The organism is Flaviflagellibacter deserti (assembly GCF_042652085.1).
GTDB classification, from domain to species: domain Bacteria; phylum Pseudomonadota; class Alphaproteobacteria; order Rhizobiales; family Methylopilaceae; genus Flaviflagellibacter; species Flaviflagellibacter deserti.
The window spans coordinates 217238-244061 of the sequence record NZ_JBHSJF010000001.1; the positions used below are offsets into that span (position 1 = coordinate 217238).

26 protein-coding genes are annotated in these 26824 nt (G+C 65.3%); 19 read left to right on the forward strand and 7 right to left on the reverse strand.

Translation table 11 applies throughout. The features are described from left to right. Positions 1 to 58 precede the first annotated feature (58 nt). From ACFPFW_RS01115 to ACFPFW_RS01140, 6 genes are all read left to right on the forward strand, one after another. Positions 59 to 1831 carry a glucan ABC transporter ATP-binding protein/ permease gene (locus tag ACFPFW_RS01115; RefSeq protein WP_114955387.1) on the forward strand — a complete coding sequence of 591 codons (1773 nt, stop codon included), beginning with the start codon at positions 59 to 61 and terminating at the stop codon, positions 1829 to 1831. 180 nt (positions 1832 to 2011) lie between these two features. After that, positions 2012 to 2299 (forward strand): co-chaperone GroES, encoded by a 288-nt coding sequence (gene groES, locus ACFPFW_RS01120; protein ID WP_114955388.1) that lies wholly within the window; start codon positions 2012 to 2014, stop codon positions 2297 to 2299. A 41-nt stretch (positions 2300 to 2340) separates the two neighbouring features. Then, positions 2341 to 3987 carry a chaperonin GroEL gene (gene groL / locus ACFPFW_RS01125; protein WP_114955389.1) on the forward strand — a complete coding sequence of 549 codons (1647 nt, stop codon included), beginning with the start codon at positions 2341 to 2343 and terminating at the stop codon, positions 3985 to 3987. Positions 3988 to 4173: 186 nt separating this feature from the next. Then, entirely contained in the window at positions 4174 to 4467 is a 294-nt protein-coding gene (locus ACFPFW_RS01130) for a GYD domain-containing protein (RefSeq protein WP_114955390.1), read from the forward strand. Between the two features lie 120 nt (positions 4468 to 4587). Beyond that, the gene (locus ACFPFW_RS01135; RefSeq protein WP_114955391.1) at positions 4588 to 5379 is read left to right on the forward strand and encodes an SDR family oxidoreductase; all 792 of its coding nucleotides are present in this window, start codon (positions 4588 to 4590) and stop codon (positions 5377 to 5379) included. 75 nt (positions 5380 to 5454) lie between these two features. Continuing rightward, a complete protein-coding gene (locus ACFPFW_RS01140) occupies positions 5455 to 5739 on the forward strand; it encodes a hypothetical protein (RefSeq protein ID WP_114955392.1) in 285 nt (94 codons plus the stop codon). Here ACFPFW_RS01140 and ACFPFW_RS01145 read toward each other — a convergent pair. After that, the gene (locus tag ACFPFW_RS01145) at positions 5736 to 6599 is read right to left on the reverse strand and encodes an NmrA family NAD(P)-binding protein (protein ID WP_114955393.1); all 864 of its coding nucleotides are present in this window, start codon (positions 6597 to 6599) and stop codon (positions 5736 to 5738) included. The genes ACFPFW_RS01140 and ACFPFW_RS01145 overlap by 4 nt on opposite strands. A 110-nt stretch (positions 6600 to 6709) precedes the next feature. Between ACFPFW_RS01145 and ACFPFW_RS01150 the strand changes: the two genes are divergently transcribed. From ACFPFW_RS01150 to ACFPFW_RS01160, 3 genes are all read left to right on the forward strand, one after another. Continuing rightward, a complete protein-coding gene (locus ACFPFW_RS01150) occupies positions 6710 to 7684 on the forward strand; it encodes a LysR family transcriptional regulator (protein WP_114955394.1) in 975 nt (324 codons plus the stop codon). A gap of 93 nt (positions 7685 to 7777) precedes the next feature. Further along, positions 7778 to 7960: a DUF1328 domain-containing protein gene (locus tag ACFPFW_RS01155; RefSeq protein ID WP_114955395.1), complete on the forward strand. Its 183-nt coding sequence runs from the start codon at positions 7778 to 7780 to the stop codon at positions 7958 to 7960. Between the two features lie 71 nt (positions 7961 to 8031). After that, positions 8032 to 8907, forward strand: coding sequence for a dienelactone hydrolase family protein (locus ACFPFW_RS01160; RefSeq protein WP_114955396.1), 876 nt, complete (start codon positions 8032 to 8034; stop codon positions 8905 to 8907). Here the strand turns inward: ACFPFW_RS01160 and ACFPFW_RS01165 are convergent. From ACFPFW_RS01165 to ACFPFW_RS01175, 3 genes are read right to left on the reverse strand one after another with little or no spacing between them, the layout of a single operon-like run. Continuing rightward, positions 8904 to 9536: a MarC family protein gene (locus ACFPFW_RS01165; protein ID WP_114955397.1), complete on the reverse strand. Its 633-nt coding sequence runs from the start codon at positions 9534 to 9536 to the stop codon at positions 8904 to 8906. The two genes, ACFPFW_RS01160 and ACFPFW_RS01165, sit on opposite strands and share 4 nt — an antisense overlap. Beyond that, positions 9536 to 10516: an ATP phosphoribosyltransferase gene (gene hisG / locus ACFPFW_RS01170; protein ID WP_114955398.1), complete on the reverse strand. Its 981-nt coding sequence runs from the start codon at positions 10514 to 10516 to the stop codon at positions 9536 to 9538. Before hisG ends, ACFPFW_RS01165 begins: the two co-directional genes overlap by 1 nt. Further along, the gene (locus tag ACFPFW_RS01175; protein WP_114955594.1) at positions 10513 to 11664 is read right to left on the reverse strand and encodes an ATP phosphoribosyltransferase regulatory subunit; all 1152 of its coding nucleotides are present in this window, start codon (positions 11662 to 11664) and stop codon (positions 10513 to 10515) included. The genes hisG and ACFPFW_RS01175 overlap by 4 nt, the downstream gene beginning before the upstream one ends. Before the next feature lie 137 nt (positions 11665 to 11801). On the opposite strand from ACFPFW_RS01175, the gene ACFPFW_RS01180 reads away from it, so the two are divergent. Together ACFPFW_RS01180 and ACFPFW_RS01185 are read left to right on the forward strand one after the other, a co-directional pair. Then, entirely contained in the window at positions 11802 to 12074 is a 273-nt protein-coding gene (locus ACFPFW_RS01180) for a hypothetical protein (protein ID WP_114955595.1), read from the forward strand. Between the two features lie 235 nt (positions 12075 to 12309). Then, positions 12310 to 13245 carry a phosphatase PAP2 family protein gene (locus ACFPFW_RS01185; RefSeq protein WP_114955399.1) on the forward strand — a complete coding sequence of 312 codons (936 nt, stop codon included), beginning with the start codon at positions 12310 to 12312 and terminating at the stop codon, positions 13243 to 13245. Here ACFPFW_RS01185 and hisS read toward each other — a convergent pair. After that, positions 13187 to 14671, reverse strand: coding sequence for a histidine--tRNA ligase (gene hisS / locus ACFPFW_RS01190; protein WP_114955400.1), 1485 nt, complete (start codon positions 14669 to 14671; stop codon positions 13187 to 13189). The two genes, ACFPFW_RS01185 and hisS, sit on opposite strands and share 59 nt — an antisense overlap. A 233-nt stretch (positions 14672 to 14904) precedes the next feature. Between hisS and ACFPFW_RS01195 the strand changes: the two genes are divergently transcribed. Further along, the gene (locus ACFPFW_RS01195) at positions 14905 to 16185 is read left to right on the forward strand and encodes an MFS transporter (RefSeq protein WP_114955401.1); all 1281 of its coding nucleotides are present in this window, start codon (positions 14905 to 14907) and stop codon (positions 16183 to 16185) included. Positions 16186 to 16343: 158 nt separating this feature from the next. On the opposite strand, the gene ACFPFW_RS01200 is transcribed toward ACFPFW_RS01195, so the two are convergent. Continuing rightward, positions 16344 to 17756: a sigma 54-interacting transcriptional regulator gene (locus ACFPFW_RS01200; RefSeq protein WP_114955402.1), complete on the reverse strand. Its 1413-nt coding sequence runs from the start codon at positions 17754 to 17756 to the stop codon at positions 16344 to 16346. Positions 17757 to 17967: 211 nt separating this feature from the next. Between ACFPFW_RS01200 and ACFPFW_RS01205 the strand changes: the two genes are divergently transcribed. Further along, positions 17968 to 19338, forward strand: a complete 1371-nt coding sequence (locus ACFPFW_RS01205; RefSeq protein WP_162799568.1) for an EAL domain-containing protein — start codon at positions 17968 to 17970, stop codon at positions 19336 to 19338. Between the two features lie 40 nt (positions 19339 to 19378). Then, entirely contained in the window at positions 19379 to 20245 is an 867-nt protein-coding gene (locus tag ACFPFW_RS01210) for a TIGR01459 family HAD-type hydrolase (protein WP_114955404.1), read from the forward strand. Here ACFPFW_RS01210 and xseA read toward each other — a convergent pair. Further along, positions 20242 to 21831: an exodeoxyribonuclease VII large subunit gene (gene xseA / locus ACFPFW_RS01215; protein WP_114955405.1), complete on the reverse strand. Its 1590-nt coding sequence runs from the start codon at positions 21829 to 21831 to the stop codon at positions 20242 to 20244. The two genes, ACFPFW_RS01210 and xseA, sit on opposite strands and share 4 nt — an antisense overlap. Before the next feature lie 128 nt (positions 21832 to 21959). Between xseA and ACFPFW_RS01220 the strand changes: the two genes are divergently transcribed. The 5 genes from ACFPFW_RS01220 to ACFPFW_RS01240 all read left to right on the forward strand — a co-directional run bounded on the left by ACFPFW_RS01220 (position 21960) and on the right by ACFPFW_RS01240 (position 26784). Beyond that, positions 21960 to 22553 (forward strand): TetR/AcrR family transcriptional regulator, encoded by a 594-nt coding sequence (locus ACFPFW_RS01220; protein WP_114955406.1) that lies wholly within the window; start codon positions 21960 to 21962, stop codon positions 22551 to 22553. Positions 22554 to 22576: 23 nt separating this feature from the next. Continuing rightward, positions 22577 to 22864: a YciI family protein gene (locus ACFPFW_RS01225; RefSeq protein ID WP_114955407.1), complete on the forward strand. Its 288-nt coding sequence runs from the start codon at positions 22577 to 22579 to the stop codon at positions 22862 to 22864. Positions 22865 to 22867: 3 nt separating this feature from the next. Further along, entirely contained in the window at positions 22868 to 23491 is a 624-nt protein-coding gene (locus ACFPFW_RS01230) for a DNA-3-methyladenine glycosylase I (protein ID WP_114955408.1), read from the forward strand. A gap of 89 nt (positions 23492 to 23580) precedes the next feature. Next, positions 23581 to 24861, forward strand: coding sequence for a phosphoribosylamine--glycine ligase (gene purD / locus ACFPFW_RS01235; protein ID WP_114955409.1), 1281 nt, complete (start codon positions 23581 to 23583; stop codon positions 24859 to 24861). Positions 24862 to 24942: 81 nt separating this feature from the next. Further along, on the forward strand, positions 24943 to 26784 hold the full coding sequence (locus tag ACFPFW_RS01240) for a monovalent cation:proton antiporter-2 (CPA2) family protein (protein WP_114955410.1): 1842 nt from the start codon (positions 24943 to 24945) through the stop codon (positions 26782 to 26784). Positions 26785 to 26824 lie beyond the last annotated feature (40 nt).

The following is a 26824-nucleotide window of genomic DNA, read 5'->3' on the forward strand; positions in this document are numbered from 1 at the left end:
GCTTTGCCATAAGAGATTTCTGCTGCGGCGCCCTGTCTCAGGCGTTAGCTTGATCCGAATGGCCAACCGCTCCGAAATCCGCCGAACCTTCGCCGCCTATGGCCGCGCTTTCGGTCTGCTCCTCGCCGAGCGCGGACGCACGATTGCCCTCATTCTCTCGGGTTTCGTAATCGCGGCGCTGCAGGTCGCCGAGCCCGTCCTGTTCGGCCGCGCGATCGACGCGATGACCGCCGGCACGCCGAGCTTCCACCTTATCCTGCTGTGGGCCGGGGCTGGCTTCGGCGCCTTTCTGTTCGGCCTCGTCGTCGCGCTTCTCGCCGACCGGCTGTGCCATCGCCGACGTCTCGCGACCATGGCCGCCTATCTCGAACATGTCCTGACCCTTCCGGCCTCATTTCACACCGAGGCCCGTTCGGGCCAGCTGATGCGGGTGATGACGGTCGGCGTCGATTCCATGTTCGTGCTCTGGCTGTCGATCCTGCGCGAGCACTTCACCAGTCTCGTCTCGCTCTTCGTCCTCATCCCGATCGCGTTCTGGATGAACTGGAAGCTCGCGCTCCTCCTGCTGGCGCTGATGGTCGTCTACGTTTGCGTCAACGCGCTGGTCGTCCGCCGGACCTCCGGCGGGCAGGCTGAGGTCGAGGCGCGGTTCAGCGACATTTCCGGCCGGGTGGGCGATCTCTTCGGCAATGTCTCGGTGCTGCAGAGCTTCCTCGCAGTGCCGACGGAACTGGCGAATATCCGCCGTTCGCTCGCGAGCCTGCTCGAGACGCAATATCCAGTGCTGAACTGGTGGGCGGTGATGAGTGTGCTGACCCGCGCCGCGTCCTCGCTCTCGATCGTCGCCATCTTCGCCCTCGGCGCCATGTTGCGCGAGACGGAGGGCACGACGGTCGGCGAGATCGTCTCCTTCGTGGGCTTCTCGAACATGCTGATCGGCCGGCTCGATCAGATGACTGGTTTCGTGATGAGCGTGTTCTTTCGCGGCCCGCAGCTCGTCCAGTTTTTCGAGATCATGGACGAACGCCCCGGACCGCCCGAGAAACGGGGCGCGACGCCGCTTGCACTGCTCGGCGGTCATGTCGTGTTCGACGACGTCACGTTCCGCTATCCGACCGGTTCGGGCGGCCTGAAGGGCCTGACCTTCGAGGCCCGCCCCGGCGAGACCGTCGCCCTTGTCGGCCCGACCGGGTCCGGCAAATCGACCACGCTCGCGCTCCTCCAGCGTGCATGGGACCCGCAATCCGGCCGCATCTTCATCGATGGCCAGGACATCAGCGACGTCACGCTCGCCTCGCTGCACGCCGCCATCGCCGTCGTCTTCCAGGATGCCGGACTGTTCAACCGCTCGATCGCCGAGAACATCCGCATGGGCCGCCTCGACGCCAGTGATGCCGAGATCGAGGCCGCGGCCAGGCTCGCGGAGGCGCACGATTTCATCGCGAGGAAACAGGAAGGCTACCGGACCATGGTCGGCGAGCGCGGGCAGGGGCTGTCGGGTGGCGAGCGCCAGCGCATCGCCGTCGCCCGCGCGCTCCTAAAAAATTCGCCGATCCTGATCCTCGACGAGGCGACCTCCGCACTCGACGTCGCAACCGAGGCCCGCGTCCAGGCGGCGCTTGATCGTCTCCGGGAGGGCCGCACCACCTTCGTCATCGCCCACCGGCTGTCGACCGTCCGCTCTGCCGATCGCATCATCGTGCTGGAGGACGGCAAGCTTGCCGAACAGGGCGGCTACGATGCGCTTGTCGCAAAAGGTGGGCTTTTCGCGAGTATGGTCGCCGCCGCCGCATTCTCGGTTCCGAGCGAAGATAAGGCGGAAATCGGCTGACGCCATGATCTCGCCGCCAAAGCGCGATTAACCGGACTCGCGATTTAGCGTCCGGCGTTCTTGACAAGCTAAAGGCTCCCGCCTACCTCCTGCGCGGCTTTAGCACTCCTTAAGTGGGACTGCTAACAGCCTCAGTTTGCATAGGTCGGCCCTGGGCCAAAACCTGAAGGATAAAACCCGATGACGTTTCGTCCGCTGCACGACCGCGTGGTCGTTCGCCGCCTGACCGCCGAAGAGAAGACCAAGGGCGGCATCATCATCCCCGACACCGCCAAGGAGAAGCCCCAGGAGGGCGAGATCGTGGCCGTCGGTTCCGGCGCCCGCGATGAAGCCGGCAAGCTCGTCCCGCTGGACGTGAAGGCCGGCGACAAGATCCTGTTCGGCAAGTGGTCGGGCACTGAAGTCAAGATCGACGGTGAAGAGCTGCTGATCATGAAGGAAAGCGACATCCTCGGCATCATCGCCTGAGACCCCTTTCTCCCGCAATTTTCTAGATAAGGAAGACAGACATGGCAGCGAAAGACGTACGTTTTTCCGCCGACGCGCGTGAGAAGATGCTCCGCGGCGTCGACATCCTCGCCAACGCCGTCAAGGTGACGCTCGGTCCGAAGGGCCGCAACGTCGTGATCGACAAGTCGTTCGGCGCTCCCCGTATCACCAAGGACGGCGTCACCGTCGCCAAGGAGATCGAGCTCGAGGACAAGTTCGAGAACATGGGCGCCCAGATGGTGCGCGAAGTAGCCTCGAAGACCAACGACATCGCCGGCGACGGCACGACGACTGCGACGGTTCTCGCCCAGGCGATCGTCAAGGAAGGCGCCAAGTCCGTTGCCGCCGGCATGAACCCGATGGATCTGAAGCGCGGCGTCGACACGGCTGTCGCCGCTGTCATCGCTCACCTGAAGTCGTCGGCCAAGAAGATCAATTCGTCTGACGAAGTCGCCCAGGTCGGCACGATCTCCGCCAACGGCGAGACCGAAATCGGCCAGATGATCGCTTCCGCGATGCAGAAGGTCGGCAACGAGGGCGTCATCACGGTCGAGGAAGCCAAGACCGCCGAGACCGAACTCGAAGTCGTCGAAGGCATGCAGTTCGACCGCGGCTACCTCTCGCCGTACTTCATCACCAATGCCGAGAAGATGATTGCGGATCTCGAAGATCCCTTCATCCTCATCCACGAGAAGAAGCTCTCGGGCCTGCAGGCCATGCTCCCGGTCCTCGAGGCCGTCGTGCAGTCCTCGCGTCCGCTGATCATCATCGCTGAGGACGTCGAGGGCGAGGCTCTGGCCACGCTCGTCGTCAACAAGCTCCGTGGCGGTCTCAAGGTCGCGGCCGTCAAGGCTCCGGGCTTCGGCGATCGCCGCAAGGCCATGCTCGAGGACATCGCGATCCTGACCGGCGGTCAGGTCATCTCGGAAGACCTCGGCATCAAGCTCGAGAACGTCACGCTGCAGATGCTCGGCCGCGCCAAGAAGGTCGTGATCGAGAAGGAAAAGACCACGATCGTCGACGGTGCCGGCCAGAAGTCGGACATCGAAGGCCGCGTCGGTCAGATCAAGGCGCAGATCGAGGAGACCACCTCGGACTACGACCGTGAGAAGCTCCAGGAGCGTCTCGCCAAGCTTGCGGGCGGCGTCGCCGTCATCCGCGTCGGCGGCTCGACGGAAGTCGAAGTCAAGGAGCGCAAGGACCGCGTCGATGACGCGCTCAACGCGACCCGCGCCGCGGTTGAGGAAGGCATCGTTCCCGGCGGCGGCATCGCGCTGCTCCGTGCTCGCAAGTCGATCGACGGCCTCACCAACACCAACCCCGACATCCAGGCCGGTATCAAGATCGTCCAGCGCGCGCTGGAAGCTCCGATCCGCCAGATCGTCGAGAACGCCGGTGTCGAGGGCTCGATCGTGGTCGGCAAGGTGCTGGAGAACTCCTCGGCCACCTTCGGCTTCGACGCCCAGAACGAGAAGTACGGTGACATGATCGAGTTCGGCATCGTCGACCCGGTCAAGGTGGTCCGCACGGCGCTCCAGGACGCGGCTTCGGTCGCGGCCCTGCTCATCACCACGGAAGCCATGGTTGCCGACGCGCCGAAGCGCGATGCCGGTCCGGCTGGCATGCCGGGCGGTGGCATGGGCGGCATGGGCGGCATGGACTTCTGATCCAGCCTCCACGGCTCAGAATACGAAGGGCGCGGCTTCGGCCGCGCCCTTTTCTTTTGTCCGCTATCCAGGGTCGAGCGGGTGCGGGTGCGCTATACTGAAGATGGCAGGAGGCCGTCGCTCAAGCGCATCCCATTCCGCTCGATGGATCGACGTGACACCTGCCGATCGGAAAGGCGGTGTGCCATGGCGACCTACATCATGCTTGCCAACTGGACCGAACAGGGCGTGCGCAAGGTTTCGGAATCGCCCGCACGTCTCGACGTCGCGAAGAAGGCGCTCGCCGATCTTGGCGGGGAGATCAAAACCTTCTTCATGACGATGGGTCACTACGACATGGTCGTTGTCTATGAGGCGCCCGACGATGAAGCCGCGGCCCGTTTTACCCTGAAGCTTGGCATGCAGGGCAATGTCAGGACGGAAACCCTGAAGGCGTTTCCCGAGCCCACCTACAGGGAGCTATTCCGCTCCCTCGGCTAGGAACGGCAGCCGCAAAGCGGGTTCGTTTGGACAACGTTTCGGTATAGTCGCGGACCTTGAGTTCGCACGGACCCGTTCGTCTGCCGGCCTCAAGCCATAACAATGCTTGGGGAGGGCGTAGTGGATCTCGGATATGGCAAGCGCCGCGTACTGGTCGTCGGCGGCAGCGACGGCATCGGCAGAGCAGCGGCGTCGTTGATGATCGGCGAGGGCGCCGACGTCGTCATCGCCTCGCGCTCCGAAAAGAACCTCCTCGCCGCGGCGGAGATGATCCACGCCGAGCGCGCCACGGTGCCGGGCCAGCTCGTCTGCGATGTCACCCGGCCGGAAGCGGGCGCTGTGCTGGCCGAAACGGTCGACGCCCGCTGGGGCGCGCTCGACGTGCTCGTCGCGGCCGTCGGCGGCAGCGTCCGCGCCGATTTCTCGGCACTCGACGATCAGGCCTGGCTCGACAACTACACCTTCAACATCCTGTCGACGGTGCGCGCCATCCGCTCGCTGCTGCCTTATCTGGAGAAGGGGTCGAACCCTGCGATCATCACGATGAGCGGCGCCGGCGCGAAGATGCCGTACCAGCATCAGGTCGTCTCGAATGTCCACAAGGCCGGCCTGATCGGCCTCACCAAGACGCTCGCGCTTGAACTCGCGGACAGGAACATCCGCATCAATACGATCGCGCCCGGGCGCACGCTGACCTCGCTCTGGACGAACCGCGCCGACATGCTCGCCGCCGAGCGCGGCTCGACGCGCGAAGAGGTGCTGCAGGAATTCGCCAAGGATATTCCCCTTGGCCGCTTCGCGCAGCCGGATGAGATCGCGACAATGATCGTCTGGCTCTGCAGCCCGCTCGCGAGCTATGTCACCGGCCAGACGATCAGCGTCGACGGCGGCATTGCGCGCGGTCTGCTCTAGCCGTGACGAAACCGACATTGCCGCTCTGGTGCCCACTATCGCTTAAACAAGTCGAACTGAAAGCGAACGCCCTCAATGCCTGCTCCCGAAAAAGAGCCTGATCCTCCGCGCCGCGATCTCCGCGAACTCATCGTCTTCGCGCTCGTCATCACGCTGCTCGTCATGGTCGGCTCGGTGACGATCATGGGCATCGTCACGGCCGGCCTGTGCGGGTTCGATGCGAACGCCAACTGCTCGGCGGATACGATCCGGATGACGACCTTGCGCGCCACGCTCGAAATGGTGCTGCCGCCAATCGTCGGTTTCGTCGCCGCGATCGTCGGCTTTCATTTCGGCGAGAAGGCGGGACGCGGACGCTAGCCCCCACCGACGAGCGCGGCGATCACCTCGTCGACGCCGACCTTGCCCCTGATGGCTTCGCGACCCTCGTTGGCGAAGTCGATCCAGCCTTCGTTGAAGCCATCCAGCATGCGGATGCGGGGCAGGGGATGCTTCATGCCCTGCGAGCGGAACAGCTCCTCCCAGGTCTCGCGCGGCACCGGTTCGGTGCGTACTGGCTTGCCGAACGCCTTCGCGAATGCGTTGGCGATGTCGTTCGGTGAGACGCGGCGGGGGCCTTGCAGGTCGAAAACGCGGAGGCCTGTCCATTCCTGCTGAATGAGGTCCGCCGAAACCCAGCCGACATCCTTCGCGGCGACCATCGGGAACGCCTTGTCGAGCGGGGTGAGGAAGCTCTGGATCATGCCGGTCTCGCGCGCCGAGGCCACGTCCCAGGCCGCGTTGTCGATGAACCAGCCCGGCCGCAGGAAGGTGACCGGCATCGGAAGCTCGCGCAGGGCGTCCTCCATCAAGGTCCGCTGCGACAGGAGATTGTCCTCCACCGCATCGGCGCCGACGGTCGACAGGCAGAGCACCCGGCCGGGCTTCGCCGCCTTCAGCGCGGTCACGACGCTGTCGATCACGGCGCGCGCTTCCGGATAACCGGGTTCGGGATCGAAGCAGGGCGGCGGCAGGATGAAAACGGCTTCGGCGCCATGGAAGGCTTCGGTGAGCGCCGCCGCATCCTCCATCTCGGCCAGCGCGATCTCGCAGCCGAGCTTTGCCCATTCCTCGCCCTTCTTCGCATCGCGCACGACGGCGCGGAGGGGCTTGCCAGCGGCGAGCAGGGTGCGGGCGAGTTCGCCGCCGACATTGCCGGTGATTCCAGTGATCGCGTACATGATTTCTCTCTCGCGTTGAGACGTTGCGGGAAACTAACGCGCGAGTGATCGTTGCCGTGAGTGCCATTAAGTCATATCTTTGGTGATTGATAATCACCGGATATTCAGCCATGGCATTCGATGGGCGCGTGATCTCGAACGTTGGCGTGCTCGCCGCGATCGTCGAAGGCGGCAGCTTCGCGCGAGCCGCCGATGCGCTCGGCCTGTCGCGATCCGGCGTCAGCCGCGCGGTCTCGCGGCTGGAGGGCCGCGTCGGTGTCCGCCTTCTTGATCGCACCACGCGCGCCGTCGCGCTGACCGACGAAGGCAGGAAGCTCTATTCGGAGATCGCGCCGCTGCTGACTGGCATCGAGGACGCGGTGACGGTCACGTCCGGTTCGTCGGTCGCGGTGCGTGGCCGGCTGCGCGTCAATGTCGACGCATTCTTCTCGCGCCTCCTGTTCACGCCGCACATCGCCGATTTCCTGTCGCTCTACCCCGACCTGTCGCTCGAGCTCGTGGCGCGCGACCAGTTGGGCGATCTCGTCGGCGAGGGGTTCGACATCGCGGTCCGTTTCGGCACGCCGCCGGAATCCTCGCTCGTCTCGCGCAAGCTGCTCGACACCCGCACCATCACGGTCGCCTCGCCTGCCTATCTCGCGGCTCGCGGCATACCGGGCGAACCTTCCGATCTCGCGAGGCACACCTGCATTCAGGTTCGCGACTCGCTGACCGGGCAGCCGATCGGGGAATGGCAGTTCCGGCGAGGAAAAAAGGTGGTTCAGGTGAAGACGAGCGGCCGGCTGATGGTCGCCGAGTTCGGCACCATGCTCGGGGCATGCCTCGGCGGCGTCGGCATAGCGCGGGTCAAGGCGATCGGCGTGCAGCACCTCATCGACCAGGGCGCGCTGGTCGAGGTTCTGCCGAACTGGCTCGGCGACAGTTTCCCGCTTTACGCGCTCTATCCCTCGCGCCATCTGCCGCCGGCAAAAGTGCGGGCCTTCATCGATTTCGTGCAGTCGCGGCTCGTCGAAACAGAGACCGCGATTGACGTTCCCTTCGCCGAATACCCCAACATATTGAGGAACCACGCCTCCCTGTCGTGAGTTTGCTTGTCATGACGGAACGGATCGAAAGGTCCGTTTCTTCCGAGGCAACGTCCGCGTGAGTAATCGCGCGCTCAACCAGGAGGTAACACCATGCTCGGCTGGGCTCTCACCTTTCTCATCGTTGCGCTGATCGCGGCGGCGTTCGGTTTCGGTGGTCTTGCCGGCACGGCGATCGAGATCGCGAAGGTCATTTTCTTCATCGCGATCGTTCTGTTCGTGCTGTCGGCCGTGTTCGGCTTCATGCGCGGCCGTACCGGCCCGCCGATTGCCTGACACAGTTTGCTCCTAATCAGAAAGCCCGCATCACCAGTGCGGGCTTTTTGCTGTGACGACGGAGAACCTCAATGGACCAGCGGATCATCGATCTCTACGACCGCTTCACGCACGGCCAAATCTCGCGCCGGGAGTTTATGGACGGCCTCGGACGGCTGGCGGGTTCCACCGCCGCCGCGACCGCTCTGCTTCCGGTCCTCACCAACAATTACGCTCAGGCGGCCATCGTCGCGCCGGAAGACGAGCGCATCGAGACCCGCCGCGTCTCCTATCCCGCGCCGGGCGGCGCCATCTCCGGCTATCTGGTTCGCCTCAAGGGCGCCGACGCCAAGCGTCCGGCCGTCATCGTCATCCATGAGAACCGCGGTCTCAATCCGCATATCGAGGACGTGACCCGCCGTATCGCGCTTGAGGGCTTCCTTGCCTTCGCGCCGGACCTCCTGACGCTCGCCGGCGGCACGCCGACCAATGAGGACGAGGCGCGTGACAAGATCGCCAAGCTGAAATCCGAGGATACCGTTGCCCAGCTCGTGGCCTGTGTCACCTTCCTGAAGGCCCACCCGATGTCGACCGGCAAGGTCGGCGCGGTCGGCTTCTGCTGGGGCGGCGGCAAGGTCAATGAACTGGCCGCCGCGTCGCCGGAGCTCGACGCCGGTGTCGCCTATTACGGGATGCAGATTCCAGCCGACAAGGTTTCGGCGATTAAGGCGCCGCTCCTGCTCCACTACGCTGGGCTCGACGAGCGCATAAATGCCGGCATGGAGGCTTACAGGAAGGCGCTGACCGACCAGGGCAAGACCTTCGAGATATTCGTCTACGATGGTGTCAATCATGCCTTCAATAACGACACCAACGCCACCCGCTACGACAAGGCGGCGGCCGACCTCGCCTGGGGCCGCACCGTCACCTTCCTGAAGAAATACGCGGGAGAGCCGCCGGCCGGTTAAGGCAGCGGCAGGTTAAGCCAGGTCGACAGGCCGTCGAGAACCTCGCTGACGGCGACGGCGGCGAGGATCGTGCCCATAACGCGGCTGATCACACTCGTGCCTGCCGTACCGATCAGATTCTCAATCTTCTCGGCGACGAGGAACAGGCCGAGCTGAATCAGGAGAACGACGATCAGCACGATCACGGTCAGCGCCTGATCATCGATGCGGTGCCGTGAATCGTCGGTCAGCAGGACGACAGCGAGCATTGCGCCTGGACTGGCGATCGCCGGGATCGCGAGTGGGAACACCGCCGCCTGCCGTGGCGACTGCTTGGCGAGGTTCTCGTCCTCCGCGACCTCCGACGGGCCGAAGATCATGCTAAGCGCGAACAGGAACAGCACGATGCCGCCAGAGATCTGGAAGGCGGTCAGCGGCACGCCCATGCCGGCCAGGATGAATTGCCCGCCGACGATGAAGAACAGAAGCACGAAGAAGGCGACGAGCACCGCATGTACGGCGACCGTCCGCCGCTCTTCCGGCGGCCGCATCGCGGCGACGGCGAGAAAGACGGGCAGTGAACCGAGTGGGTCGATGACCACCGCGAGGGTGAGGAATTCGCTGAACTTGTCCTGAAGGACCGCGAGCATCAACGCGGGCCGAGCGCCGCCAGCAGGCGCTCGTTGAGCGGGTTTGTCGACTGGAACACGTCGTCGAGGTCCGTCGTCGCAACGGTGTCCGCACCCTGCGCCATCAGCCAGTCCGCAATGGGATAGATCGCCGACTTTGGCACGTGCAGGACGAGCGGACCATCGGCCGATATGCCAAACGGGGCGACGGCTCCGAACTGCTCGCCCGCGAGTTTCACGATCATTGCCCGATCGCCCTTCGGCAGGGCCTTCACCTCCTGCACCGCGCGGGCGCGGGCGGCGGCGCCGAGGCGTGCCAGGATCGCGCGGGCGGCGGAGAGGGCGGTGGGGTTCCAGTCGGCGCGGAGCGAGGCGACCAGATTGGCCTCGCTCTTCAGGATCAGACCGTCGTCCAGAACCTTCAGCGCGTTGGCGGCGAGAGTCGAACCCGTCGTCGTGATGTCGACGATGACGTCGGCCGTGCCGGAAGCTGGCGCGCCCTCGGTCGCGCCGAGGCTCTCGACGATGCGGTAATCGCCGAGCCCGTTCTGCGCGAAGAAGCTTCGCGTCAGCGTGATGTATTTCGTCGCCACGCGCAGCGGCCGGCCGAGGCGGCTGCGGAAGCGCGTCGCGACATCGTCGAGGTCGGCCATGGTGCGGACGTCGATCCAGGCCTGCGGCACGGCGATGACCACCGAGGCGGGACCGAAGCCGAGCGGCGCGAGGAGAAGCACCCGCGTGTCGGCCTGCGGAACCTGTTCACGGATCAGGTCCTCGCCGGTCACGCCGAGATGGACGTTGCCGAGGCTCAGTTCCTTGGCGATCTCCGAGGCCGAGAGGAACAGCACCCGCGCCGATGGAAGCCCCGCGACCGTGCCGCGATAGTCGCGCGAGCCGCGCGGCTGCATCAGCGGCAGGCCGGCTTGGGCAAAGAAGGCGAAGGCGTTTTCCTGGAGCCGGCCCTTGGACGGTACGGCAAGAAGCAGCGGTTCGTCGCTCATGCCGCGGCCTCCTCGATGCGCTCGACGAAGATGGCGCAGCCGACCGCCGGCACCGGGGCCGCGGCGCCAAGGGTCTGCAGCAGGTTGTCGTAGCGGCCGCCGCCGATCAGCGCGCCCATGCCCTTCAGGCGCGGCACGCGGAATTCGAAGGTGAGGCCAGTGTAGTAATCGAGCTGGCGGCCGAATGAGGTGGCGAAGCTCATGCCTGCCACGTCGAGACCGCGCTCCGCCATTTCCTCGTTTCGCTTCTCGAACGAGTCGAGCGCCTGGCGAAGCTCGCGGTCGTCGGATGCCGAGATCGCACCCGACAGTCGCGCCTCGACGAGCAGCGCGCGGATCTCGCCGATCGCCGTGACGGGGTCGCTCTCGATGGTTAGGAAGGCGGTCAGCGCCTCATGCGTCGGCTCCGGCAGCGAGGCCGAGGCGCGCAGCCGTGCCTGTTCGAGGAAGCGCTCGGCGATGTCGCCCGCGGTCCGCCCGCCGACCTGGCTGATGCCCGCGATCGACAGCATGTCCTCGACCACGGCCTTCGCCGCTTTCGGGTCCGCGCCGTCGAGTGCGGCAAGGAAGGCGGTGTGGTCGCCGTTTCCGACCGGGGAGGGGGCAAGGCTCGCGAGATCGCGGCCGAGCCCGCCTTGGCGCGCCACGTCGCGCACCAGGCGGCGGCGCCACGGCGCGGGAATTTCCAGCGCGTCGATGAAGGCGTTGAACAGCGCGCGGTCTCCGAGCCTCAGCTCAATGCCCTCCACGCCGTAGAATTCGAGCGCCTCGGCCGAGCGGGCGAGGATTTCGGCATCGGCGGCCTCGCGGTCCTTGCGGCCGAAGATCTCCATCCCGGCCTGCAGGAATTCGCCACCGCCCTGTTCGCGGTGGCGGAACACCGGGCCGAGATAGCAATAGGCGGCCTCCGCCTCGGGCCTGCCGGCCTCGATGTGCTGGCGCGCGGTCGGGATCGTCAGATCGGGACGCAGGCAAAGCTCGTTGCCCTCGGCGTCCGCCGTCAGGAACATGCGGCGGCGCAGGTCCTCGCCGGAAACGTCGATGAAGGCCGCGGCCGGCTGCAGGATCGGCGGCTCGACGCGCGCATAGCCGTTCTTCGCGAGAATCGCGACGAGCTGGGCGGCTTTCTGGCTGGCGGGCGAGGGCATTGAGGGATGGCCGAATGTCAGGTCGGCGCTGTCTAGCAATGTCGCGCGCGCTAGGCGAGGGCTTTTCGCCAACATGACGAATGGTCGATCGAAAGGCGGCTGGCGCTCCGGCGCTGACGGCGCTACCAAATCGCGCCATGGGTCTCTTCAGCCTCGGCCGCCGCCGCGACAGCGAAACCGCCATTACCTCCAGGCACATCGCCGGGCAGGTCCGCACCGTGCTTCAGCTCGGTGAGGACGATGCCGTCACAGTCAGTCAGATTGACTGCGGCGATCCCGCCTGCGCCGGCGGAGCGGAGACGGTGATCCTGGTGATGCGCAAGGGCCATAAGACGCGCGCTGCGAAGATCTCGAAGGCGATGTCATTCGTTGCTGATGAGGACGTGGCCGAGGCGGTGCGGCTTCTGTGAAAGCGTGTCCCGGGGCGCGAAGCGAGCCCGGGACCCATAGCCCCCGCGCAGATGATTTCTTCCGGCGTTCGCAGCCCGCCATCTTAATGTCGCTGCGGAAGTATGTGTCCCGGGCTCACGCTCCGCGTGCCCGGGACACACTTCCCGCGAATCCACAGCCCGAGCTCGCAACCGTCACGAGTCCGTCACCCCCTGGGCCCTATGGCAGATCGGTGATTGCTGGCTGGGGGTTGGCATGAGCGATGGCGTCTGGGGTGCGCCGTCTTCGGTCTCACCGAAGGCGCTTGGAATGCAGGCGGCGGATGCGTTCCGCGGCAGCCTCCGTGCCTGTTCCGGCCATGTCGCCCGTAATGCCGGCCGCGCCCGTTCCTTCCTGCGCGAGCGGAGCCGCGACCCCCGCTTCCGCCTGATCCCCTACGACACCTGCCGCATCGTCAACGCGCTGGCGGCTTTCGCCACCGTGCTCGGCCTGATCATGCTGGTCCTCGATCCTCAGCTGAAGGCCTGGCAGAGCTCGATCCCGAAGGCCCTGATGCCGGCCTTCCGGCTCTTTAACGAAATCGGGAAGTGCGAGTGGACGCTGATGGGTTGCGCCGCCTTCGTCCTGCTCAGCCTTGTGCGCGATCTTCGCGCGACATGCCCGCGCAAATGCCGCCATCATTGGCTTCGCGCCGCGACGGCGACCTATGTCTTCGTTTCGGTCGCGTTCGCGGGTGTCGTCGCGGCTGCGCTGAAATATGCGATCGGCCGCGCTCGACCGAGCGAGTTCGCCGACGTCGGCTCGCTATCCTTCAACTTCCTATCCTCGAATGCGAGCTGGGCGAGCTTCCCGTCCGGCCACTCGACCTCGATCATGGCCTTCGCCGTCGCGGTCGCGCTGCTGATGCCGCGCCTGCGCGTCGCCTGCATCACCGCTGGTTTCTGGATCGCCTTCGCGCGGCTGGCGACCGGAGCGCACTATCCCTCGGACGTCGTCGCCGGCTGTGCGCTCGGTGCTCTGGTGTCGTGGCTGCTGGCGCGCAAGCTCGCGCGTCACCGGCTGGTCTTCCGGTTCGACAATCAGGGTTCGCTGGTCGCGGCGAAGCTCGGAAAGTCGTTTGCGGGCGAACTTCTCAGTACCGCGCCAGCATCTCCCGCACGGTCTCGACGAGCTTCGCTTCCGGCACGGTGACCTGTCCCGCGCGGGCCTCGGTCCACGCAGCGCGGTCCTCGATCTTCTTCGACATCTCCTTGCCGAGAACGAGGTCCTTCACGGTCACCTCGCCGGCTTCCTTCTCGTTCGAGCCCTGGATGACGGCGACCGGCGACCGGCGGCGGTCGGCATATTTCATCTGGGCGTTCATGCCCGAAGAGCCGAGATAGATTTCGGCCGGGATGCCGGCCTCGCGGAGAGAGCGGGCCAGCGCGAGGTAGTCGCCGGTGCGCTCTTTGTCCATGACCAGAACGACGACTGGGCCTGCCGGCTCCGCCGCGCCCTTGCCGAGGGCCTGGAGCGCGGCCTGCAGCCGCGAGACGCCGATCGAGAAGCCGGTCGCCGGAGCGGGCTCGCCACGGAAGCGCGCGACAAGGCCGTCATAGCGCCCGCCGCCGCCAACCGAACCGAAGCGGATCGGCTTGCCGTCCTCGTCCTTCACCTCGAAGGTCAGCTCGGCCTCGTAGACCGGGCCGGTGTAGTATTCGAGGCCGCGCACCACGGAGGGATCGATGCGAATGCGATCGGCATAGCCCGACGACTCCACGATCGCTGCGATCTCCGCGAGTTCGCGCACGCCTTCGAGACCGAGTTCGGAATTGCCGACGGCCGCCTCGAAGTTCACGAGCGTCGTATTCGACGAGCCGACGCCGTGATCGAGCCAGCCCGTGAACTTGATCACGCGGTCGATCGAGGCGAGATCGAGGTCCGCGCCCTTGGTGAAGTCGCCACTTTCGTCGAGACGACCCTTGCCGAGCAGCTTCGCGATTTCCTCGACCGGGAACTTGTCCAGTTTGTCGATGGCGCGCAGCACGGTCAGGCGGCGTCCGGCACCCTCGTCGCCGCCGAGGCCGATGGCCTCCATGACACCGTCGAGCACCTTTCGATTATTGACCTTAATCGCGTAGCTGCCGCGCGGTATGCCCAGCGCTTCGAGCGTATCGGCGGCCATCATGCACATCTCGGCATCGGCCATCACGGAGCCTGAACCGACCGTGTCCGCGTCGAACTGCAAAAACTGCCGGAAGCGGCCGGGGCCGGGCTTCTCGTTTCGGAACACCGGGCCGAACCGATAGCTTCGGAACGGCTTCGGCACGCGGTCCCAGTTCTCGGCCACGTAGCGGGCCAGCGGTGCCGTCAGGTCGTACCGGAGCGACAGCCATTGCTCGTCGTCGTCCTGGAACGAGAACACGCCCTCGTTCGGACGGTCGAGATCGGGCAGGAATTTGCCGAGCGCGTCGGTGTATTCGATGAACGGCGTTTCGAGCGCCTCGAAGCCCCAGAGCTCATAGGTCTGGCGGATGGTCTCGACCATCTGGCGCGTGGCGGCGAGTTCGGCGGGGCCGCGGTCTCCGAAGCCGCGCGCGAGGCGGGCCTTCAGGCGGTCGGATTTGTTGTCTGACATGGTGGCGGCTGGTTAGCGTGAGGACGGGGCAGGGGCAAGGGGCTCCCGTGTCCCGGGCCGCTTCGCGCCCCGGACACGCGCTTGGCCACGTAGGACAAGCCGGAGGACGACGGCTGATCGATAACTCCGCCCTTCGACCCACTTTCCCTGCGGGGCCGATGGGTCTAAACCCTCCGCCCAACCCGAGAAGAACCAACGAAAACGCCGCGTCCGCACGGCGCAGAGACCATTCGATGACCGACATCTCCCTCGCACCGTCGCGCGCGCTGATGGGCCGCGACTACCGCACGCTGGCCCTCGCGGCTCTCGGCGGCGCGCTCGAATTCTACGACTTCATCATCTTCGTCTTCTTCGTCGCGGTGCTGGGCAATCTGTTCTTCCCGCCGGACGTGCCGGACTGGGTTCGCCAGTTCCAGACCTTCGGCATCTTCGCCGCCGGCTATCTCGCCCGTCCTCTCGGCGGCATCATCATGGCGCATTTCGGCGACCTGTTCGGCCGCAAGCGCATGTTCACGCTGTCGATCTTCCTGATGGCGCTGTCGACGCTCGGCATCGGCTTCCTGCCGACCTATGCCTCGATCGGCATCGCGGCGCCGATCCTTCTCCTGCTGTTCCGCATCCTACAGGGCGCGGCCATCGGTGGCGAAGTGCCCGGCGCCTGGACCTTCGTCTCCGAGCATGTGCCGGAGCGCCATGTCGGCTATGCCTGCGGAACGCTGACCTGCGGTCTGACGGCGGGCATCCTGCTCGGCTCGCTGGTCGCGACGGCACTCAACACCGCCTATACCTCGGCCGACATCCACGATTTCGCCTGGCGCATCCCGTTCCTGCTTGGCGGCCTGTTCGGCTTGGTCGCGGTCTATCTCCGCCGCTGGCTGGAAGAGACCCCGATCTTCCTCGAAATGAAGCGTGCCAAGGCGCTCTCGTCGGAAGTCCCGCTGAAGGTCGTGGTCCACCGCCATCCGGTCGGCATCGTCGTCTCCATGCTGATGACCTGGCTGCTGTCGGCCGCGATCGTCGTCGTCATCCTGATGACCCCGACCTTCCTGCAGAAGGTCTATGGTTTCGACGCGCTGACCTCGCTCCAGGCGAATTCTATCGCGACTTTCACGCTGTCGATCGGCTGCGTGCTGGCCGGCGCCATCGTCGACCGTGTCGGCGCGGGGCGCTTCTTCCTCGTGGGAACGGTCGCGCTCGCCACCGTCTGCTATGCCTTCTACACGCTGATGTTCACGCGTCCGGACCTGCTGTTCCCGCTTTATGGGCTGGTCGGCCTGCTTGTCGGCACGATCGGCGCGGTTCCCTACGTGATGGTGAAGTCGTTCCCGGCGGCAGTGCGCTTCACCGGCCTGTCCTTCTCCTACAACGTCGCCTACGCGATCTTCGGCGGCCTGACTCCGATGTTCGTGACTTTGATGATGCAGGCCGACAAGCTCGCTCCGGCGCATTACATGCTGGCGATCTGCACGCTTGGTTTTGCGACGGCGGTGTATTTGTGGAGGCGCGGCGTCTGAGCCTTCTCCCCGACGAGGGAGAAGGTCGACTCGCAATCGTGAGATTGCGAGCGGGATGAGGGGGACGTCTCCCCAAGCTCAGAATTCGTGGAGAGGTCCCCCTCACCCCGGAGCGCTACGCGCTCTCGACCCTCTCCCTCGTGGGGGAGAGGGTAAGATTACTCCGCCGCGCTGGTCTGCTGCGCCCAACTCTGGCGCTTGCGGTAAATCGTCGAGGGATTGATCTCCAGCGCTGCGGCGGCTTTCGCGATATTGCCGCCGAACGCCGACAGCGCGTTCTCGATGATCCGCTGTTCCTGCACCCACATCGGCAGGATCTTCCGCTCGTCGCCCGTGACCGGCAGCGAGACCGGGGCCTGGCTGACGATCTTGCCGGACATCATTGGACGGCCGAGAACCGCCGCCGAGATTTCGTCCGGCAGCATGTCGGCGGTGACCTGGCCGCCATCGTTCAGCACCACGACGCGGCGAAGCGCGCTCTCCAGTTCCCGCACGTTTCCGGGCCAGGAATAGGACGCGATCATACGTTCGGCGAGCGGGTCGAAGCCGGTGAAATCCCGCTGCTCCTCACGCGCCAGGCGCGTCAGGAAAGTCCGCGCCAGGATCATCGCGTCCTCGCCGCGCGAGCGCAGCGGCGGCAACTGAACCGGCAGCACATGGAGCCGGTAGAACAGGTCCTCGCGGAAACGCCCCGCCGCGACTTCCGCTTTCGGATCGCGATTGGTCGCGCAGACGAAGCGCACATCGACCTTCTTCGCCTTCGCGCCGCCGACCCGCCGGACCTCGCCAGTCTGCACGAAGCGGAGCAGCTTCGCCTGTAGCGCGAAATCCATCTCGCAGATTTCGTCCAGAAACAGAGTGCCGCCATTCGCGAGTTCGGCCGCGCCGGCATGATCCTCTACGGCGCCGGTGAAGGCGCCGCGAACATGACCGAAGATTTCGCTCTCGATCAGGTCTTTCGGGATCGCGCCGCAGTTCAGCGCGATGAACGATCCGGAGCGGCCCGAACGATTATGGACGGCCTGCGCCGCGAGTTCCTTGCCGGTGCCGCTCTCGCCGGTGACGAAGACGGGCGCCTTCGAACCCGCCACACGATCGATCTGCGCGAACACCTGGCGCATCGCCGAGGACGAGCCGATGAAGCCGTCGAAGCCCGCCGGAGCGGCAGGGCATGGTTCGGCGATGATAGGCTTCTCGTTCATCCGCGCGAGAAGGCGCTGGGTGAGGACGCGCGGCGCGAACGGCCGCATCAGGAAATCGTCGGAGCCGCGCCGCATCGCATCGACCGCGAGCGTCATCGAGCCCATTCCGGTCGAGACCATCGGCCCCCGCACCAGCGGGCGCAGACGCTCGAGCGCATCGGTCGCCAGATCGAGACCGACGACCACGGCCGAGAATGTCGAGCCGCGAAGACGCGCTTCAGCGGTTGCGATCGTATCGGTGATCTCGACTTCGGAATTGACGATCTCGGCTGCGAGGGCGGCCGCGATAGGACGTGCGACGGCCGGATCACGCTCGGCGACCAGAATCCGTCTCCGCGCCGACCCGAATGGTCCCGCAGCAAAGCCCATCCAGAACTCCCGCATCCGGCCACACGGCCGCAAATTCAATCGGGGATGAGCTTGACGACACAGGGTAAATGAAACCTGAACTTTGCCCTCCCAGATTGTGGGCAAGTGATGGCAGAGCATTGGCGGGAAAGGCGCGAATCTGTGCATAGTCGGTCAATTCACGCTTGACGGGCTGATGCTGAGAACCGGGCCGCTCTTTATCGCATTTTGCATGGCGGCAATCGCGGCGTCGCTGGCGGCTATCCTCATTTTAGGATTGGGAATTTCGGTGCCGTTCGGCGTCGCGGGCGGGCTCGCCGGTTTGGGCGTGGTCGCGCTTGTCGTGCGCATCCTCACGGGATCGCAGAAGAACGCGCCGCTCCGCCTCTTCGACGTCGAGGAGCGGGTCAGCACTTTGTCCGCTCGCCTTCACATGATCGATCAGCGCTTCGCCCGGCTCGAGCAGATCCTGCCGGAGGCGCTGAAGCGCAACAATCAGGGGCTGGAGCGGGAAGTCTCCGATCTCGGAAATCTCGTCCGAGCCCTCGCCGAACAGGTCGAATTGCACGAGCAGCTATGGGCCGATGCGACGACCCATGCCGCTGCTCCGCCGCCGGCGCTCGCGCGCGAACCGATGCGCCATGAACCGGTCCCGCGTGTGGAGATCCATGCGCCCGTGATCTCGACACCGGCTCCCGCTCCGCAGGCCAGTGTCGCCCGCGCGCCGCTGCCGGAATTCCGCCCGGTCAATCAGGACGTCGGCCGCAAGGTCCGCAAGGCGATCGAAGGCGAGGGGATCGAGCTTCATCTCAGCCCGATCGCGATGCTGCCGCAGCGCCGTGTGATTCACTACGACACCCTGCCGTATCTGCGAGACGCCGACGGTACTTTGATCGGCCCGGCAGATTTCGTGCCCGACACGCGCGCGACCGGGCTGCTGCCAATGCTCGACACCTTCGTGCTCGACCGCAGCCTCCGGGTCGCCCGGCGGCTGAAGGCGCGCGAACGCGAACTGACATTGTTCGTCAATCTCGCAGCCGAGACGTTCCGTGGCGATGTCTTCGCGACCGAAATCGCACGCCGCCTCGACGCCAATGCAGATCTCTCGTCCCATCTGATGCTCGGCTTCTCGCAGGAGGCCCTGCATAGCTTCGGTGGCGTCGAGGCCGAGATGCTGGCGACTTTGTCGGAGAAGGGTTTCCGCTTCGTCTTGACCGGCGTGACGAACCTTTCGCTGGACGCGAAGGCGCTCAACGAATTCGGCATTCGCGTGGTTCGTATCGCGGCCGATCTCCTGATCGACGAAGACGCCGCCGCCGAGTCCTCCATCCATCCGGCCGACTTGCCGAATGTCTGCCGCCGCAACAACATCCTGGTCATCGCCGACAATGTCGACACCGAGCAGAAGGTGGCCGACCTGCTCGACATCGACGTGCGTGCCGCCCAGGGCACCGTCTTCGGCACGCCGCGTCCGGTGCGTCCGGAGGTCTTCGCCGACGGTGAGGCTCTGGCCAGCGCCAGGACTCCTGCCTTCACGACGCCGGCTGCGCGTCCCGGCGTGCAGCCGCATCAGCCTTTCCGTTCGATCGTGCGGCGCGTCTGATCGCTTGATTTCGGCGTCACGGTAGGCCACCTCCGGGGCCATGACCGAAACCATTCTCCTGCCGCCCGGCTCCGGCCTCGCTACTCTCGCCGATCGCTACGACGTCATCTTCTCGGATGTGTGGGGCGTGCTCCATAACGGCGTGCATGCCTGGCCGACGGCGTCCGAGGCGCTGACCCGCTATCGCGAAGCGGGCGGCACCGTCGTTCTCGTCTCGAACGCGCCACGCCCGAGCCCCGACGTCATTCCGCAGCTCGCCGGATACGGCGTCTCGCGCTCGGCATGGGACGGAATCGTGACGTCCGGCGATGTGACCCGGATGGAGATCGAGAGGCGAGGCGTCAGGCGCCTCCACCACGTCGGTCCTCCGCGCGACGTGCCGATGTTCGATGGCTTCGAATTGGTCGGTCCGGCGGACGCGGAAGTCACGGTCGTGACCGGCCTCGACGACGACGATGTCGAGACACCGGACGATTATCGCGGCCGGATGAAGGAACTGCTGGATCATTCGGTCGAGATGATCTGCGCCAATCCCGACCGCGTCGTGGAGCGGGGCAGCAAGCTGATCTGGTGCGCGGGCGCGATTGCCGACGTCTACGAGGAGATCGGCGGCCGGGTGATGCACATCGGCAAGCCGTTCCCGATCATTTATGAGCAGGCGATGCGCATCGCCGCCGAACTGCGCGGCAAGACCACGCCGAAGAATCGCATCCTGATGATCGGCGACAGCATGATCACCGATGTCGCGGGGGCGAACATGTTCGGGATCGACTGCCTGTTCATGACCGGCGGCATCCACGCCGAAAAGATCGGCCATCCGCCGCGTCATGACGACTTCCACGAGATCCTTACGCCTGCCGATCCGAAGCCGGTCGGCTGGTCGCACCGCCTGGCCTGGGAGCTTTAGTCGAACAGGTCGTCCTGCTTCGAGGCGAGGCGCGGCTCGGGCTTCTGCGCGGCGGGCTTGGCGCGCGGTGGCGCGGGCTGCGGCGCCGCATCGTTTCCAGCCGTGGCCGCGACTTCACCATCCTTGAATTTCAGTGTCAGCGCGTCGCCGGGAGCGACCGCACCCGCCGAGCGAATGGGCTGGTTCGACTGGTCGAGTACCAATGCGAACCCGCGATCGAGCACGCCTTGGTATGAATAGGCGCGAAGCAGGCCGAATGCGTTGTCGAGTCGTCGCTGCGCATCGCCGATGAGGCGCTGCGGAAGGGCAGGCTTCAGCCGGTCGGCGGGGACCGCGTAGTGCTTGCGCGCATCGGCGATGTTGCGCTTCGGCAGGTTAGGAACCAGGCGATTGGCCGACACATCGAAGCGGCGATGCCAGGTTCGCGTGTTCGTGCGGAGCGCCCGGTTCTTGCGGTCCGCAAGAGTCTCCACACGTTCGCCGCAGCGATCCAGCCGAGCGGTCAGCACGCCTTTCTGAAGCCGTGCGGCGACATTCGAGAACGCAATGCGCTTCGTCCTCTCATGCGCGACGAGCGCCGGTCCGAGACGAGACGACAGCGCATCGAGCTTCTGGCGCGGCCCCGCGAGGAGTGCCTCCGGCGTCGCGAGCGCGCGGGCGGCAGACCGAAGTTCGGTTCGGCGCCCTTGGACGAAGCGGCCAAGGCCACCGATCAGCCGGGCGCCGCAGGTCCCGACATTCGCGAGGAGTTCGGTACGTACCGGCACCGCCATCTCGGCCGAAGCAGTGGGCGTCGGCGCGCGCCGGTCGGCGGCGTGGTCGATGAGCGTCGTGTCAGTCTCGTGGCCGACGGCGGAGATCAGCGGGATTGCGCTTTCGGCCGCCGCCCGAACGACGATCTCCTCATTGAAGCTCCAGAGATCTTCGAGGCTGCCGCCGCCGCGCGCAACGATCAGCACGTCCGGGCGCGGGATCGGCCCGTCCTTCGGCAGCGCATTGAAGCCGCGAATGCCTGCCGCGACCTCCGCTGCGCTGGTATCGCCCTGGACGCGCACCGGCCAGACGAGAACGCGGCGCGGAAAGCGGTCGGAGAGGCGGTGGAGGATGTCGCGGATGACCGCGCCGGTCGGAGAGGTGACGACGCCGACGACCTCCGGCAGGAACGGGATCGGCCGTTTGCGGCTGGCATCGAACAGGCCTTCGGCCGCCAGTTTCTTTCGCCGCTCTTCCAGCAACGCCATCAGAGCGCCAACGCCGGCCGGAGCCAGGCTCTCGATGACGATCTGGTAGGAGGACTTGCCCGCGAAAGTCGTGATCTTGCCGGTGGCGACGACCTCCATGCCCTCTTCGGGCTTGAACTTCAGCCGCGAGAAATTGCTCTTCCAGACGACTGCGTCGAGGCGAGCGTTTTCGTCCTTCAGGCAAAAATAAGCGTGGCCGGAGGAGTGCGGGCCGCGATATCCGGAGATTTCGCCGCGCACGCGCACATAGCCGAACGCATCCTCGACGGTGCGCTTCAGGTTGGCGGAGAGTTCGGAGACCGTGATCTCCGGGGCGTTGGAGGGAGCCGAATCCGTATTGGACATGAGGGATTTTATACGCGGCCGGGGGCGGATGACAGTAGCAGCATCTGCTGCATCCTGATCGACTTGACGCGATTAGGTCAACCGTCCTAAAGTTCAAAATAGGACGACTGCCCTAGAGTTGCGATATCGTGAGCAGCAAAACGACACGCGAACACATCGTGGAGGCCGCCGATCGGCTCTTCTACGAGCAAGGTTATGAGCATACGTCGTTCGCGGACATTGCCGGCGCCGTGAAGATTTCACGCGGCAATTTCTACTATCACTTCAGGACCAAGGACGAGATTCTCGATGCGGTCATTGAGCTCCGTCTGGCCAATACCCGCAGCATGCTCGACCAGTGGGAGGCGGGGGGTGCCCATCCTACCGATCGCATCCGTGGCTTCATCAATATCCTGATCCAGAACCGAACGAAGATCATGCGGCATGGCTGCCCGGTCGGCACGCTGTGCAACGAGCTTGCGAAGCTCGACCACGTCGCGCAGGGCGCGGCGAGCCGGATCTTCAACCTGTTCCGCGACTGGTTATGCCGCCAGTTCGAACAGCTCGGCCGCGCGGCGGAAGCCGATGCGCTGGCGCTGCATCTCCTCGCCCGCAGCCAGGGCGTCGCCAGTCTGGCCAACGCTTTCCGGGACGAGGACTTCATCCGGCGGGAGGTTGAGCAGATGTACGACTGGTTGGATGCACAGCAATCGGCAAGTGGCGGGCATCGTAACAGCGTCTGAGTCGACTGTCAGGGAAAGAGCCGATGTTTGTCGTATCGCTGAGATTTTCCTCCAATAAGGCGCAGGCGCCGCAGTTCATGGACGGGCACATTGCCTGGCTGAAACGCGGTTTCGACGATGGTGTGTTCCTCCTTGCCGGAAGCCTCAAGCCCGACTTGGGCGGCGCGATCCTCGCCCACAACACATCACGGTCCGATCTTCAGACCCGCATGGACGAGGATCCCTTCGTCGCCGAGAATGTGGTGAGCTCCGAAATCCTCGAGATCGCGCCGAACCGGACCGATGAACGATTGGCCTTTCTGCGGGCCTGATCCATGAGCGCGACGATCCCCGGCCCGGACGGCAGGCCCCGCTGCCGCTGGTGCGCCGCCGCACCAGAGTTCTTCGTCTATCATGACACCGAATGGGGCTTTCCGGTCGATGACGATCACCGTCTGTTCGAGAAGCTCTGCCTGGAAGGTTTCCAGTCGGGCCTGAGCTGGCGCACCATCCTCGCCAAGCGCGCGAATTTCCGCGCCGCTTTCCATGATTTCGATTTCGTGCGGATCGCGCGCTTCACCGAGAGGGATGTCGGGCACCTGCTGCGCGACGAGGGCATCGTTCGGCATCGCGGCAAAATCGAAGCCGTCCTCAACAACGCAAAACGGGCGCAGGACCTTGTAAAAGAGGAAGGCTCGCTGGCCGCCTATATCTGGCGTTACGAGCCGGCCGCCGTAGAACTGGTGAAGCCGCAGACTGCTTCGATCTCACCGGCGTCGATTGCCCTGTCGAAGGACCTCAAGAAGCGCGGCTGGAAATTCGTCGGCCCAACCACCGTCCATGCCTTCATGCAGGCTATGGGTCTCATTAACGACCACGCCGAAAACCGCGCGATTCGGGTAGAGGCCGAACGCGCCCGGGCAAGTTTCTGGCGGCCGGTGCAGGTGGGCATTGGGTAGATAGGGAAACATTGTCCGCGAAGGCGAGGACGGGGAAAATGCATCGCCTCAGTTTGCGTGGCAGCGCGCGGCGGCTATGAGAGATGCCCATGAAGGTCCTTCTCATTGGCTCGGGCGGTCGCGAGCACGCTCTTGCATGGAAACTCGCCCAGAGCCCCAGGCTGACCAGGCTCTATGCCGCGCCGGGCAATCCGGGCGTGGCTCAGCATGCCGAACTGGTTTCCGTCGATGTCACGGACCACGAGGCGGTCATCCGCTTCTGCCTCGACAAAGAGGTCGACCTCGTCGTCGTCGGCCCGGAAGTGCCGCTGGTCGCGGGCCTAGTCGACGATCTGGAGGCCGCCCGCATCCCGGCTTTCGGCCCGCGCAAGGCTGCCGCGCAGCTCGAAGGCTCGAAGGCCTACACCAAGGAACTCTGCGCCACCTACGACATCCCGACCGCGCGGCATCGCAGCTTCGTCGAGCCGGCGGGCGCTAAGCATTACATCCGCCAGCAGGGCGCGCCGATCGTCGTCAAAGCCGACGGTCTCGCCGCCGGCAAGGGCGTCGTCGTCGCGATGACGCTCGAAGAGGCGCTCGCCGCCGTCGACATGATGTTCGAGGGCGGGCTCGGCGCGGCCGGCGAGAGCATTGTCATCGAGGAATTCATGACCGGCGAGGAGGTCAGCTATTTCTGCCTCGTCGACGGCGACAAGGTGCTGCCCTTCGGCAGCGCGCAGGATCACAAGCGCGCCTTCGACGGCGACGAGGGGCCGAACACCGGCGGCATGGGCGCCTATTCGCCCGCGCCGATCTTCACGCCCGAACTGGAAAAGCGCGCGCTGGACGAGATCGTCCGCCCGACGGCGAAGGCGATGAAGACGCTCGGCAACCCGTTCCGGGGCATCCTCTATGCCGGGCTGATGATGACGCCGGAGGGACCGAAGCTCGTCGAGTACAATGTCCGTTTCGGCGATCCGGAATGCCAGGTGCTGATGACGCGCCTCAAAGGCGATCTTCTGGAAATCCTGTCGGCCGCCGTCAACGGCTCGCTCAACAGGATCAAGGCGGAATGGGCGTCGGAACCCGCGATCACCGTGGTGATGGCGACAAAGGGCTATCCGGGCGATGTGTCGAAGGGCTCGGAAATCCAAGACCTCGACAAGGCTGGGAGCGTCGACGGCGTGACGGTCTTCCAGGCGGGCACGCGAGAGAAAAACGGCGTGCTCCAGGCGGCAGGCGGACGCGTGCTCAACGTCACCGCGACCGGACCGGACTTCATCACCGCGCGTGAACGCGCCTATGAGGCGGTCGATCTGATCGACTGGCCGGAAGGCTTCTGCCGCCGCGACATCGGCTGGAGGGCGCTAAAGTCCGGTACGCAAGGCTGAACCGGTTGACGACACACCGGTAGAAGCACGCATAATTGCGGATCGTCGGTGTTCCCAAACGCCGGCCGTCTGCGAGATTTGATGGACCACGGCTCGGCGCTTCCTTTCGAAATCATCATTTTTCTCGCGGCTGCAGTCGTCGCGCCGCCTCTGTTCAACAGGCTCGGCCTCGGCGCCATCGTCGGCTATCTCGTCGCCGGCATTTTTATCGGTCCCAGCGGCCTTGCGATTTTCAAGGACGCCGAAGGGACGCTCCGCATCGCCGAACTCGGCGTTGTCCTGCTTCTCTTCCTGATCGGCCTCGAACTCGAACTGTCGCGGCTTCTCGACATGAGGCGCGACATCGTCGGCCTCGGTGTCGCGCAGCTTCTCGTGACGACGGGCGGGCTGTCGCTTGCGGCCTATCTGACGGGGTTCAGTCCGGGCGCGGCGCTCGCGGTCGGCTTCGCGCTGTCGCTGTCGTCGACCGCCGTCGCCACCCGCATCCTCGACGAGCGCGGCCATCTCACGCGTGCCTATGGCCAACGCACCTTCTCCGTCCTGCTGGCGCAGGACCTTGCCATCGTCCCGGCCTTCGCGCTGATCCCGGCGCTCGCGACCGGCGAGAATTTTGCCGACCCGTCCTCGATCATCATCAAGGTCGCCGCGGCATTGTTCATGCTGTCGGCGATCGTCGTCGCCGGCCGGTTCCTGATCGACCCGATCCTGCGCTTCATCGCCCGCAATGGCGGCCACGAGGTCATGATCGCCGCCGCACTGCTGCTCGTCTTCGGCGCGGCGATCGGTTCGGAAGCCGTAGGTCTCTCGATGGCGCTCGGCGCATTCCTCGCCGGCCTGCTGCTCGCCGAATCGAGCTATCGCCACGAGCTTGAGATCAACGTCGCGCCGTTCCGCAGTCTGCTGCTGGCGCTGTTCTTCATGGGCGTCGGCATGAGCCTGAACATCCATGTCGTCGCCGGCGCCTGGCCCTATCTAGGCATTTCTCTTGTCGTTCTCATCGCGATCAAGATGGCTGTCGCCGGCGCGGTCGTGCGGATGGCCGGCTCGTCCAATCCGGATGCGCTGCGCGTCGCCTCGCTCCTCGCCCCGGCCTCCGAATTCGCCTTCGTCCTGATCCCGCTCGTCGTCGCGACACGCCTGATCCATTCCGATGTCGGCCAGCTCGTCGTCGCGCTCGGCGTTCTGTCGATGATCGTCGGCCCGCCGTTGATCGCGGGCGTCGAACGGCTTGCCCGCAGCCTGCCGCGGCCGGACCAGCATGCAGGCATCGATCATGCGACCGACCTCGACGGCACCGGCCGTACCGCCCTCGTCATCGGCTTCGGCCGCTTCGGCCAGATGGCGGCGCAGTTCCTGCTGACCGAGGGGATCGAGACCACGCTCATAGATCGCGATTCCGACGGCATCCGCACGGCGGCCCGGTTTGGCTTCAAGGTCTATTACGGTGACGGCACGCGCGTGGACGTACTCAGGGCGGCGGGTGCCGCCGAGGCGCGGGTGATCCTCGTCTGCATCGAGAACCCGAACCTCTCGCTGAAGGTCGTCGACCTGGTGAAGCAGCATTTCCCGTTGGCGAAGGTGCTCGTCCGCTCCTTCGACCGGGCGCATTCGTTGGCGCTGATGGAAAAGAACATCGAGTTCGAGATCCGCGAGACATTCGAGAGCTCGATGAAGTTCGGCCACGCAACACTGCGCGCGCTCGGCTTCCCGGAGGATCGCGTCGCCGCCGTCGAGATCGATGTGAGGCGCCGCGACATCGCGCGGTTGGAACTGCAGCGCGCTCAGGGCGTCGATGCCGGAGCCGATCTGCTTCATCAGACGGAATTGCAGTCCGAGCCATTGCTCGAGGCGGAACACGAGGCGATCGCGCTCAATTCGGAAGCCGCGCAGGCGATCGAGGAACTTGCGAAAAAGGCGGGCTAGAGGCCCGCCTTTTTAGGAAATTCAATGAGCTCTCAGAGCT

Excerpts from the sequence above, each read along its gene's own strand:
- purD (WP_114955409.1), top strand. The coding sequence starts at position 23,581 with ATGAAGGTCCTTCTCATTGGCTCGGGCGGTCGCGAGCACGCTCTTGCA.
- ACFPFW_RS01185 (WP_114955399.1), top strand. The coding sequence starts at position 12,310 with ATGAGCGATGGCGTCTGGGGTGCGCCGTCTTCGGTCTCACCGAAGGCG.
- ACFPFW_RS01180 (WP_114955595.1), top strand. The coding sequence starts at position 11,802 with ATGGGTCTCTTCAGCCTCGGCCGCCGCCGCGACAGCGAAACCGCCATT.
- ACFPFW_RS01145 (WP_114955393.1), bottom strand. The coding sequence starts at position 6,599 with ATGTACGCGATCACTGGAATCACCGGCAATGTCGGCGGCGAACTCGCC.
- ACFPFW_RS01205 (WP_162799568.1), top strand. The coding sequence starts at position 17,968 with ATGGCGGCAATCGCGGCGTCGCTGGCGGCTATCCTCATTTTAGGATTG.
- hisS (WP_114955400.1), bottom strand. The coding sequence starts at position 14,671 with ATGTCAGACAACAAATCCGACCGCCTGAAGGCCCGCCTCGCGCGCGGC.
- hisG (WP_114955398.1), bottom strand. The coding sequence starts at position 10,516 with ATGAGCGACGAACCGCTGCTTCTTGCCGTACCGTCCAAGGGCCGGCTC.
- ACFPFW_RS01115 (WP_114955387.1), top strand. The coding sequence starts at position 59 with ATGGCCAACCGCTCCGAAATCCGCCGAACCTTCGCCGCCTATGGCCGC.
- xseA (WP_114955405.1), bottom strand. The coding sequence starts at position 21,831 with ATGTCCAATACGGATTCGGCTCCCTCCAACGCCCCGGAGATCACGGTC.
- ACFPFW_RS01165 (WP_114955397.1), bottom strand. The coding sequence starts at position 9,536 with ATGCTCGCGGTCCTTCAGGACAAGTTCAGCGAATTCCTCACCCTCGCG.
- ACFPFW_RS01175 (WP_114955594.1), bottom strand. The coding sequence starts at position 11,664 with ATGCCCTCGCCCGCCAGCCAGAAAGCCGCCCAGCTCGTCGCGATTCTC.
- ACFPFW_RS01140 (WP_114955392.1), top strand. The coding sequence starts at position 5,455 with ATGCCTGCTCCCGAAAAAGAGCCTGATCCTCCGCGCCGCGATCTCCGC.
- ACFPFW_RS01155 (WP_114955395.1), top strand. The coding sequence starts at position 7,778 with ATGCTCGGCTGGGCTCTCACCTTTCTCATCGTTGCGCTGATCGCGGCG.
- ACFPFW_RS01200 (WP_114955402.1), bottom strand. The coding sequence starts at position 17,756 with ATGGGCTTTGCTGCGGGACCATTCGGGTCGGCGCGGAGACGGATTCTG.
- ACFPFW_RS01210 (WP_114955404.1), top strand. The coding sequence starts at position 19,379 with ATGACCGAAACCATTCTCCTGCCGCCCGGCTCCGGCCTCGCTACTCTC.
- ACFPFW_RS01150 (WP_114955394.1), top strand. The coding sequence starts at position 6,710 with ATGGCATTCGATGGGCGCGTGATCTCGAACGTTGGCGTGCTCGCCGCG.
- groL (WP_114955389.1), top strand. The coding sequence starts at position 2,341 with ATGGCAGCGAAAGACGTACGTTTTTCCGCCGACGCGCGTGAGAAGATG.
- ACFPFW_RS01230 (WP_114955408.1), top strand. The coding sequence starts at position 22,868 with ATGAGCGCGACGATCCCCGGCCCGGACGGCAGGCCCCGCTGCCGCTGG.
- ACFPFW_RS01195 (WP_114955401.1), top strand. The coding sequence starts at position 14,905 with ATGACCGACATCTCCCTCGCACCGTCGCGCGCGCTGATGGGCCGCGAC.
- groES (WP_114955388.1), top strand. The coding sequence starts at position 2,012 with ATGACGTTTCGTCCGCTGCACGACCGCGTGGTCGTTCGCCGCCTGACC.
- ACFPFW_RS01225 (WP_114955407.1), top strand. The coding sequence starts at position 22,577 with ATGTTTGTCGTATCGCTGAGATTTTCCTCCAATAAGGCGCAGGCGCCG.
- ACFPFW_RS01240 (WP_114955410.1), top strand. The coding sequence starts at position 24,943 with ATGGACCACGGCTCGGCGCTTCCTTTCGAAATCATCATTTTTCTCGCG.
- ACFPFW_RS01130 (WP_114955390.1), top strand. The coding sequence starts at position 4,174 with ATGGCGACCTACATCATGCTTGCCAACTGGACCGAACAGGGCGTGCGC.
- ACFPFW_RS01160 (WP_114955396.1), top strand. The coding sequence starts at position 8,032 with ATGGACCAGCGGATCATCGATCTCTACGACCGCTTCACGCACGGCCAA.